Genomic DNA, 10,178 nt, shown 5'->3' with positions numbered 1-10,178 from the left:
CGTCAGGGCGTGCTCCGCAGTACGACTGACCGACGACGATTTTTCTCGCCGCCGATGGGTCCACTGACTCACATCGGTCGCCAGCGGATCGCGGTTTGCGGATGCAGTGGATTTGCGCCGACGACGTCGTGTTTCGTGTGCGTCACCGAAATCTTCGGCTGTTCCCGAAGCATCGGCAACAGGGAGATGTCGAATCCGTGAACGTCGGCGTAGCGCCGACGAAGCAGGCCGAGAACCGAGTCGTCGGGATACGGTCCGGTCTGTTCGAGGTGGACTCCGGCGGTGACGTCCCCGTCGAGTGCGCGTTTCCCAAAACGGTCGATGACAGGTTCGGTATCGTCGAGGGTCGAGAGGGCACCGCGGGTGAAAACGACGATGTCGTCGTGCTCATCGAACAACTCCCACGTACCGTGAAAGTCGAATCGCTCGGCGGAGACGCGTGCTTCGTCGGCGTGGAGTTCCCGCGAAACGGTGACGCCGGATTCGAGGAGTTCGCCGCCGCCGACCGTTACGTCCGGGAATTCGTCGGCGATAACGCCGAGGTTCGCCCCCCACCCACAGCCGAGCGCGAGAACCGTCTCGCCGCCGTCGAGAACGGGACGGAGCGCGTCACACACGACTCCCCGCTCTCGGGCGACCATCTCGGTCGAACTGGCGAGAAATAGCTCTCCTTCGATGGAAATGACGCCCGGGTCGTCACGACCCGCACCCCGAATTTCGAGGACGAACTCCTCGTGGTCAGGAGTGCGGTCTCGGTACCTGCTCAAAACTTCCTCGTAGATATCGTCGTACACGTCGCTGGATGTGTATGCGTCGAGGTCTCCTGGGGGATCGCGGGACGGATCGAGGAGGTATCTGGTCCACCTGGAACGGCGCGGCAGTCGGTCGAGGGGAAAGGATTCCATCGGGTTCGTATCCTGTGAGAAGTTGGATAAAAAACATTTCGGTGAGTAAAACGGTTTTCACCGGGTTCTGTCACTAGCAGAGGGAAACGGTTTTCAACCACTTAGTAATATCACTAGATGGTATGCACGGATTCGACGGCTTTGCGGACGTCAGCGAGGCGGAGGTCACACGAGCAATCGGCACCGCGTGGAGCGAGGAATTCACCGAGTTCACCGACACCGAGGTTATCATCGTCGGCGGCGGCCCGTCCGGGTTGGTCGCGGCGAAGGAACTCGCCGAGCGCGGCGTGGACACGATGGTCGTGGAGAAGAACAACTACCTCGGCGGCGGCTTTTGGCTCGGCGGGTTCCTGATGAACAAGGTGACGGTTCGCGACCCGTCACAGGACGTGCTGGACGAACTCGGAGTCCCATACGAGGAATCGGACGAGGCCGAGGGTCTCTACGTCGCGAACGGCCCGCACGCCTGTTCCGCGCTCATCGAGTCGGCGTGCGCCGCCGGAGTGAAAATGCAGAACATGACCGAGTTCACCGACGTGGTCGTCCGCGAAGGCCACCGCGTCGGCGGCATCGTCATGAACTAGACGCCGGTCCACGCGCTCCCGCGCGAACTCACACTGCGTGGACCCCATCGCGGTGGAGTCCGACCTCGTCATCGACGCGACCGGTCACGAGGCGGTGGTCGTCTCGAAACTCCAAGAGCGCGGTGTCCTCGACGCACCCGGTCTCGAACACGCACAGGAGCACAACACCGGCATGGATAAATCCGGAGAGGGCGAGTACGGCGCGCCCGGCCACGACTCGCCGGGTCACGACTCCATGTGGGTCGCAAAGAGCGAGGACGAAGTCGTCGAACACGCCGGAAAGGTCCACGACGGGTTGATTTCCACGGGTCTCGCCACCGCGACGACTCACGGACTCACCCGCATGGGACCGACCTTCGGCGCGATGTTGTTGTCGGGTAAGCGCTCCGCGCAAGTCGCGCTGGACGAGTTGGACGTCGGCGGCACGGTGGAGATGACGGGCAGTCCGTCACCCGCTGACGACTGAACGGACGAGGCAGGTTCGTCACGGACGAACCGTTCTTCGGTCGAAAGTATAATTAAACAGTTGTTCACCTATTCAACTATTTTGCGAGGCGGGCGAATTCGTACGGTCGACCCCCGTCGTGGGCGACCCCTAGCGACTTTCCGCAACTCGTCCACCCGTGATTCGCACCACGCCCAGTGCGTGCTCGCTATCCTGAACATCGACTGCCCCCGCCGACAGCGCCCGCCGCGACTCCGCGATTCGTTCGTCCAGCACGTACCACGGCGGTTTCTCGAACGCGCTGATATCGCCGGGTGTGGAGGCGAGAACGAGTCCCTTGAAAGCCAGATTCACGGGCCACGAGTAGGTACGTGAACTCCGCCCGGCGTCGAGCAGCGCGAGGTGGCCGCCGGGACGGATTCCGTCCAACCACCGAATGACGGTACCGTGCGGGTCGCCGAGCATCCCGATGACGAACGTGGCGAGGACGGCGTCGACGTCCTCGCGGGACGAGAACGTCGCCGCGTCGGCCTGCACGACGTGGACGTTCTCCCAGCCTTCGCGGTCGATTCTGTCCCGTGCCTGTTCGAGCATTCCGCGCGTGAAATCGACGCCGACGACGCGACCCGCCGGACCGACGCGTTCCCGCAGGTGGGGGAAGTTCGCGCCGGTCCCACAGCCCATCTCGATCACCGTGTCTCCGGGCGAGAGGTGCAGTTCGTCGGCGACTCGGCTTCGGAGTTCGGAGAGGCCGGGCGTCGCCACTGCAAGGAGGTCGTATAACTGCGCCCACCGTCCGTAGAACTGTTGTGCGGCAGTCGTTCCACGCCGTGACATGCATGGTCGTACGACGGAGTCGGATAAAAGAAATCGGGCTGTCACCACGAACGTCGGAAGTGTGAACGTGACTCGACACGAGGGCCGACGAGGCGTGATTCGTACTAATCTTGTTTGGGAAATTCGAAGTATCAAATCTATTCGATTGAATGGACAAGTCCGAATGCGGACCGATCAGAAAATGTCCACAGGGCTAAAGTAATTCGAGGTTCGTACTTATACTACGTGACAGTTGAGATGACATACTCCGGTGATTGAGGACTGTCATCAAAGCCAACTGTTCGGAGGATGGGACGGTTTCGGAGACAGTATTGGACACGCTACGAGGCGCCCCCATCCGTCATCGAAACATAACGGGTCCACTCGGAACGACGGACACGACGAAACGGAACTTCGAAAACACGAACGGGTGATACGTCGGCCGGACCCGAAGCTACAGGCGTAGTTCGAAGAAAAATGTTACCTCGTGTACCCCTACCCGAGGTGAATAGAGAGTGATGCCGGATTGGTATATACTTTGTGTGTGCCACTTCGGCGCGCGGACATAAACGACCCGCACAAGCAACCAGGACAAACACAGAATGAACGGGACAATACAAAACGAAACCATGGAATCACCGTCTGACACCGGAGAGATTCCCGCTGAATGGGAGCGATCACCCATCAGAGGGGACGAGATCCAACTCCAGCATCGGGACGGAGATATCGCCGTGAAGGCAGTCAGAGCGTCGATTGCGGACGAGTGGGAACTCGAACTGGAGGACAGCATCGGAAACAGATACACCACGATCCGACCGGTCGGCCGCGTCGCAACGCGCGACCGTGCCGTCTCGGCACTTCTCTCGCTCGCGGAGACCGTCAACGACATCCGTCGTGAGCGGGAGGACATTCGACCGGACGACATCGTCCGCGAAGTACAGCGCAGCGAGCGGGTTCCGGTTTAAACGATTTCCCGCGCGATTTCAGCCACTTCTTCCGCGGAGTCCCCGAGAACGTAGACGATGGGCTCGATACCGTAGCCGCCGGTCTGATAGAGCACCGTCGCGTCGGGCGTCCCGTCGAGCGCCGTCTCGATTGCCGTGCCGAGGTCGTCGTACTCGGCGTCGAACTCGGCGGTCGCACGGCCGGTCGATTCGAGTCGCTCCACGATTTCGGGCGCGTACCTGATGTTGAGCGCGGCGTGGACGTCCGCTCCCTCGTTCCGGGCCGCGAGGAGGATGGAGGCGACGTGCCCGCTGACGCCGAACTCGGGGTCGGCCGGAATCGTCGCCCGTCCCTTCACGTCGAAGATGCGACCGGGAATCCCGGCCACATCGTCGATGCTCTCGGCGTTGGGGAGACACTCACAGAGGTTCGACCCGACCGCCGGAATGAGCGACGTGAAGCCGCTCGTTCCCTCCACGATGTGCACGCCGCGGCGCATGGACGAGAGGACGCGCTCGGTCGCCCGTAGTTCGTCGTCCGGGTCGTGAACGTTGAAGTCGCCGCCGTATCCCGCCAGTTCGGGCATCGCCTCCTCGTGGAGCTGTGCGATGAGGTCGCGGTCCTCAAGTCGACGGATGAGCACTTCGACCTCCACGAGCGCCTGTAGCTGGCTCATGCTTTCGGTCGCCAACCCCTCGCCGATTTCGTCCACGAGGCGGGCGACCCGCTCGTCCTCCCGAACCCGCTCGTTTCCCGCCACGTCGCCGTGCGCGTACTTCGAAACCGCGCTCTGGCTGATGCCGAGGGCGTCCGCGACTTCGCTCTGGGTCAGGCCGCGCTCCCGAAGGTCCTCGGCGAGCATCGACCGAAACGTCGGGAGGAACTCCTCGACGACGACTTCCTCCGCGAACCTCACAGTTGGTCACCGCCGAACTCGTGGTCGCTGCCGATTCGGGACGCCTGCGGTCCGGCTTGGTCCTGATATTTCGAGCCGCGTTCGGACCCGTAGGGTCGGTCCGAGGGGTTCTTGAGTTCTGTGAAGATGAGCTGAGAGATTCGGGTTCCCGGCTTGAGCGCGACCGGCGCGGTGCCGAGGTTCGACAGTTCGAGCGTGATCTGGCCGCGATAGCCGGGGTCCACGACGCCCGCGGTGGCGTGAACGACGACCGCGAGCCGCCCGAGCGACGAGCGTCCCTCGACGTGTGCCAGCAGGTCCGACGGGATTTCGACGCGCTCCTTCGTCGTTCCGAGGACGAAATCGCCCGGATGAAGGATGAACTCGTCGCCCTCGTCCACGATGGTTTCGGTGACGTAACTGTCCACCTCGTCCTCGCTGTCGGGATGGATACAGGGGATGTTGGTGCGCTGGAATTCGAGGAACTCCTCGCCGAGTCGGAGGTCGATGCTCGCCGGTTGAATTTGGAGATCGGGTTCGTCTATCGGTTCGACGACCAGTTCCCCCGATTCGAGCCGTTCGTGAATGTCCGCGTCCGAGAGTATCATTGTCGAAAACAGGGGAAGGGGTACCTAAAGGCTCTCCGGTCAATGGGCGTTCGTCGGGGGGATTCTCGGGACACGAATCGGAACTAGCCGAGCGCTCCCATAACGAACAGCAAAACCGCGATGATTCCGGCGGCCGCCGCCGCTTCACCGGTCTGGAGCCGTCGGGCGTGTTTCAACCCGTACGTCCAGACGACACCCTGCCAGAGCGCTCCGAGGGCAGAGACGAGCAGCGTCCCACCACGGGCTTTCGAGATGAGCGACTGGAGTTGGTCCGTCAGGAGTTCGACGTTGCTTCCCGAAAGGTCGGCGTGCCGGAGCGCGATGTAGAACAGTCCGAGACCGACGAGCGCCTGCACCAGCGACGGCAGCATTCCCCAACCAGCGACCGCCAGCGTGTTGGAAAACGACCCCTCGCCGTCGAAGAGGGCGGAGGTGATGTGTAGTCCGACTGCGGTCAGTGGCCATCCGACGAGGATGCCGACGAAGACGAGCGGGACCTTCTTCTGGAACTCCTTCCAGAGGAGGTCGCCGACGACGACGGTTTTCGTCTTCGGTTGTGCACAGCCATCGGACACCGGATTGTCCTGATAGAACTCATCGTTGCAGAACACGTCGGCGGGGCGATCCGGGTTGTCTATCTGCGTCGTCCCGGTCATTCGTTGGCTCAGCGACCATCCGATAACTCCGAAGATCGCCGTCGAAAAAAGCGCGACGACGAGGACGACGGCGAACGCGCTTCCCAGACTCGGTCGCGGCGTTCGTTCCTCGAAGAGCGTGTCGGGGTGAAAGAGGGCATCCGAAAGCATACATTCGCATATTTGTCACGTATGATAAGCTTTCTCGAATCGAGTAGGAGCGCTTTAGTTCGCCACACCACCATCCAGAGGTATGAAACAGGCCATCGTCGCTCGCACCGACATCGGAATGGGGAACGGAAAACTCGCCGCGCAGGTCGCTCACGCGTCGCTGTCGGCGTACGAGGATACCGGAGACCGAGCACGAAAACGGTGGAAGGGCGAGGGTCAGAAGAAGGTCGTCCTGAAGGCGGGAAGCGAGGAGGAACTGTTCCGTCTCGCGGAGAAAGCACGGGTGGAGGGACTTCCAAACGCCATCATCCGCGACGCCGGACACACGCAACTCGACCCCGGTACCGCCACTGCCCTCGCCGTCGGTCCCGCCGACGACGACCTCGTGGACAAGGTCACCGGCGACCTTTCGCTGTTCTGAGAACCCTCCGAAATATATCAAATCCGAAATCTTTTGCCGACCCGGTCGCTTCTCTCTGCTAGGGCATGTACTCTGTTGCCATGTGTCATATTGTCAAACGAAACGTTGGCAGAGACTTCGCGGCCATTTCGTTCGAGACCGATGGATAAATCGACCGTCCGTGCCGTTCTCGACACGCTCCCCGACGTTTTCTACGTTTTCGACGCAAACGGCAGGCTCGTCGAGTGGAACGACCGGTTGACGACCGTCACCGGCTACGACGACGACGAACTCCGGGGCATGGCTCCGTTGGATTTCATTCCGGAAGCGGACGCGGAGATGATCGCCGAGGCGATCGACATGGTGTTGTCGGGGACGAGCGCGGAGACGCGCCAGTCCGCACTCGTGACCAAGGACGGCGAACACGTTCCGTACGAGTTCAACGCGACGCGGATCAAGACCGAGGATGGATCTGTCGACGGATTCGCAGGGACGGGGAGAAACCTCTCCAAGCGACGGAAACGCGAGCGTGAACTCCGACAGCAGCGTGACGAACTGGAGACGCTGAACCGCATCAACGAACTCGTCCGCGAAGTCATTCACGAACTCGTCGACGCGGCGACGCGCGAGGAAATCGAGGAGGCGGTCTGCTCCCGGTTGGCCGATTCCGATCTCTATCGGTTCGCGTGGGTCGGCGAACACGATATGGTCGAGGACAGTATTATCCCCCGCGCACGCGCTGGCGACGATGGAGCGTTCCACGAACTCGTCGGCGAGGTCGAAGCGACGAACAATGTTTGGGAACGACCCGCGACGACGGCGTTTCGGACGGAACGACACGTCGTCGTCCGTGATTTTTCCGATACCGCCGCCCTCACCGAACGCCTTCGAAAGGAAGGGAGGGAACAGGGACTTCGGTCCGGAATCGCCGTTCCGCTTTCGTACGGGGAGACGACCTACGGGGTGTTGGTCGTCTACGCGACGCGGGCGAACGCTTTCAGCGAGCGCGAGGCCGCCGGGTTCGATGTACTGGGCGAACTCGTCGGGTTCGCCATCAACGCCGCCGAGAGCAAGAAACTCCTCGCGACCGACAGACCGGTCGTGGAACTGGCGTTTCGTGTCACGGACGATGAAGCACTGCTGGTCGATCTCTCGCGCCGAATCGACTGCACGCTCGTCCTCGATGGCACCGTTCCGACGTCCGACGGTCGCTACCTCTACTACGTCCGCGTCGAAGACGCATCGCCGGAGCAGGTGGCTGACACCGCCACGACGGTCCCGAAAATCGCCGAGGCACGCATCGTCTGGGTGCACGACCACGAGGGACTGCTCGTGCTGACCGTTTCCTCGTCGCTGGTCGAGAGTTTCATCGAATCCAGCGCGAAGGTACAGACGGCACGCGCACACGACGGAAGGGAAGATATCGTCGTGGAAGTCCCGAAGGGAACCGATATTCGGGCGTTGATGTCGTCGATTCGCTCCTCGCATCCCGACACCGAACTCCTCGCGAAACACGATCTCGAACGAACCGAACGCTCCGAGCAGGATTTCAGGGACGTGCTCTCGACCGAGTTGACGACGAGACAGCGCTCGGCGTTTCGGGCCGCGTATCTGGCTGGCTATTACGACTGGCCGCGCGAGAGTACGGCCGAACAGATCGCAGAGTCGATGGGCATCGCACCCGCGACGCTCCACCAACATCTCCGAAAGGCCGAACGGAAACTCGCATCGTCGTTTTTCGACGAATCTCCGGACTGAACTCCGGACATCTATACACGATATTGCGGTATGGTAACCACCCTCGCCCAACCAACGTACGTAGGTAGCGCGTACTTGTCCCCCAAGTACTAGTACACGGTTGATGATGGAGAGACACACGAAAACCGAGACATCGCCGAGAGAACGAACCGAACTATCGGCAGAGGTTCTGTTCGACGTGCTGAGCAGTTCCTACCGTCGATACGTTCTCTCGTATCTCGCAGATGCGACGTCACCGACCAAGATCGATGACCTCGCGTACCACGTCGCGGCGTGGGATGCGGATTCCAGCATCACCGAAATTTCGGACGACGACGCCGACGAGGCGGAGATACTGTTGTATCACGTCCATCTGCCGAAACTCGCGGCCGCCGGTCTCGTCACGTACGAGACCGAATCGGGAACCGTCCTTCCCGACGAGTCCATGGATTCGGTGACGGATCGCATCAGCATCGTCGAGTAGGGTTTTTTAATTCCGTTCGGGCACAACCTCCGGACGAATGCGCGAGGCACATCCCATCGAGAGAGTGGTCGGCATGGAGTATTACGTCAGCGACGCGGACGGCGTGGGGGGAACGCTCCGCGAGACGAACGAGGATTTCCGGGTGCGGGAAATCGAGCGGTTCGACGCGGAGCCGATGGACTCCGATACGGGGTCGTACCCGTATCTCGTCGTCCGTGCGACCCTGCACGGGTGGGATACGAACGATTTCGCCCGGAGTCTGTCCAGTGCGCTCGGTATCAGCCGGGAGCGCGTGTCGTGGGCCGGGACGAAGGACAAGCGCGCGGTGACGACCCAACTGTTCAGCCTCCGGAAAGTCGACCCGGAGGACCTCCCGGAGATGCGAGCCGCCGAACTGGAACCCGTCGGGCGAGCGGGCCGTGAACTCCTGTTCGGCGACCTCGTGGGCAACGAGTTCGAGATCACGGTTTCGAATCCAGACCGCCCGGAAAACGCGGACGACATCGCCGACCAACTGCGCGAGTTCGCTGGCGGCGAGGACTCCCTCGCCGTTCCCAACTTTTTCGGACAGCAGCGATTCGGAAGTCTGCGGCCCATCACGCACGAGGTCGGCCTCCACGTCGTCCGCGAGGAGTGGGAAGACGCAGTGATGGCCTACGTCGGCAACCCGTTCGAGACGGAACCCGACGACACGCGCGAGGCCCGTCAGCGCGTCGAAGACCGCGCACCCGATTGGGACGCCGTCCTCGACGCCCTGCCGAACCGACTTGGGTTCGAGCGCTCGATGGCTCACCGACTCGTGGAAAACGGCGGAACGGACCCCGAGGATTTCCGGGACGCGCTCGAATCGCTCCCGACGAACCTTCAGCGGTTGCTCGTCAACGCCGCCCAGTCGTACGTGTTCAACCGCATCCTGAGCGAGCGGCTTCGGCGCGGGCTTCCGTTCGACAAACCGGTCGCGGGCGATGTGGTCTGTTTCGCCGAGGAGGTAGACGGCTTCACCGTTCCCGACATGGACCGCCAGCAGACCGTGAGCGAAAAGCGCGTTCGGACCATCGAACGCCACTGTCGGCGCGGGCGGGCGTTCGTCACCGCGCCGCTGGTCGGCACTGAGACGGAACTCGCCGAGGGGGAGCAGGGCGACATCGAACGCGAAATCCTCGACGACCTCGACCTCGAACCGCACGATTTCAACCTGCCCGGCGAGTTCCACTCGACCGGCACCCGCCGCGCGATACTGCTCGGCTCCGAGTTCTCGCTCACCCACGACCCGCTCTCGTTCGAATTCTCGCTTCCCTCGGGCTCGTACGCGACGGTTTTCTTACGCGAATTCCTGAAGGCGAACCCGCTGGAGATGGGATAACAAGTTGGAGATGGGATAGCGGGGCGGCCCCGGTCGCGTGTATAATCCTTCACCGTACTCCGCTCCACGGCTCCGAGGGCATATGGTGAACCACGGCGTGACTCCATCGATGGCCGGTCGCAAGGGAAGGGTGATTTCGATACTGCTCGCCGCGGTCGTTTTCGGCTCGATGACGGTCACGCCCGTCCAC

Annotated in this window: 10 protein-coding genes and 1 pseudogene; 6 read left to right on the top strand and 5 right to left on the bottom strand. The window is 62.0% G+C overall.

Going from position 1 to position 10,178, the window contains the following annotated elements:
* Positions 1-68: 68 nt before the first annotated feature.
* Complete coding sequence (locus tag WBV42_RS05695; RefSeq protein ID WP_423985168.1) at positions 69-905, bottom strand: hypothetical protein; 837 nt, start codon at positions 903-905, stop codon at positions 69-71.
* A gap of 122 nt (positions 906-1,027) precedes the next feature.
* Here WBV42_RS05695 and WBV42_RS05690 point away from each other — a divergent pair.
* Positions 1,028-1,955: pseudogene (locus WBV42_RS05690) on the top strand (sulfide-dependent adenosine diphosphate thiazole synthase).
* A 129-nt stretch (positions 1,956-2,084) separates the two neighbouring features.
* On the opposite strand, the gene WBV42_RS05685 reads toward WBV42_RS05690, so the two are convergent.
* Positions 2,085-2,771 (bottom strand): class I SAM-dependent methyltransferase, encoded by a 687-nt coding sequence (locus WBV42_RS05685; RefSeq protein ID WP_423985167.1) that lies wholly within the window; start codon positions 2,769-2,771, stop codon positions 2,085-2,087.
* A 608-nt stretch (positions 2,772-3,379) separates the two neighbouring features.
* On the opposite strand from WBV42_RS05685, the gene WBV42_RS05680 reads away from it, so the two are divergent.
* Positions 3,380-3,715, top strand: coding sequence for a hypothetical protein (locus tag WBV42_RS05680; RefSeq protein WP_423985166.1), 336 nt, complete (start codon positions 3,380-3,382; stop codon positions 3,713-3,715).
* Here the strand turns inward: WBV42_RS05680 and WBV42_RS05675 are convergent.
* The 3 genes from WBV42_RS05675 to WBV42_RS05665 form a co-directional block, all read right to left on the bottom strand.
* Entirely contained in the window at positions 3,712-4,611 is a 900-nt protein-coding gene (locus tag WBV42_RS05675; protein WP_423985165.1) for a thiamine-phosphate synthase family protein, read from the bottom strand. The two genes, WBV42_RS05680 and WBV42_RS05675, sit on opposite strands and share 4 nt — an antisense overlap.
* Positions 4,608-5,198, bottom strand: coding sequence for a dCTP deaminase (gene dcd / locus WBV42_RS05670; protein ID WP_066144595.1), 591 nt, complete (start codon positions 5,196-5,198; stop codon positions 4,608-4,610). Before dcd ends, WBV42_RS05675 begins: the two co-directional genes overlap by 4 nt.
* A gap of 83 nt (positions 5,199-5,281) precedes the next feature.
* Entirely contained in the window at positions 5,282-6,004 is a 723-nt protein-coding gene (locus WBV42_RS05665; RefSeq protein ID WP_423985164.1) for a Yip1 family protein, read from the bottom strand.
* A gap of 82 nt (positions 6,005-6,086) precedes the next feature.
* Here WBV42_RS05665 and pth2 point away from each other — a divergent pair, with 82 nt between their 5' ends.
* The 4 genes from pth2 (at position 6,087) to truD (ending at position 9,988) form a co-directional block, all read left to right on the top strand.
* Positions 6,087-6,425, top strand: coding sequence for a peptidyl-tRNA hydrolase Pth2 (pth2, locus tag WBV42_RS05660; protein WP_423985163.1), 339 nt, complete (start codon positions 6,087-6,089; stop codon positions 6,423-6,425).
* A 141-nt stretch (positions 6,426-6,566) separates the two neighbouring features.
* The gene (locus WBV42_RS05655) at positions 6,567-8,162 is read left to right on the top strand and encodes a bacterio-opsin activator domain-containing protein (protein WP_423985162.1); all 1,596 of its coding nucleotides are present in this window, start codon (positions 6,567-6,569) and stop codon (positions 8,160-8,162) included.
* A 103-nt stretch (positions 8,163-8,265) separates the two neighbouring features.
* Positions 8,266-8,625, top strand: coding sequence for a DUF7344 domain-containing protein (locus WBV42_RS05650; RefSeq protein ID WP_423985161.1), 360 nt, complete (start codon positions 8,266-8,268; stop codon positions 8,623-8,625).
* Between the two features lie 37 nt (positions 8,626-8,662).
* Complete coding sequence (gene truD / locus WBV42_RS05645; protein ID WP_423985160.1) at positions 8,663-9,988, top strand: tRNA pseudouridine(13) synthase TruD; 1,326 nt, start codon at positions 8,663-8,665, stop codon at positions 9,986-9,988.
* Positions 9,989-10,178: the final 190 nt, after the last annotated feature.

Source organism: Haladaptatus sp., assembly GCF_049589095.1.
In the GTDB taxonomy this organism is placed as follows: domain Archaea; phylum Halobacteriota; class Halobacteria; order Halobacteriales; family Haladaptataceae; genus Haladaptatus.
The sequence above is the reverse complement of the archived record's forward strand: the minus strand, read 5'-3'. Positions and strand labels throughout refer to the sequence as shown.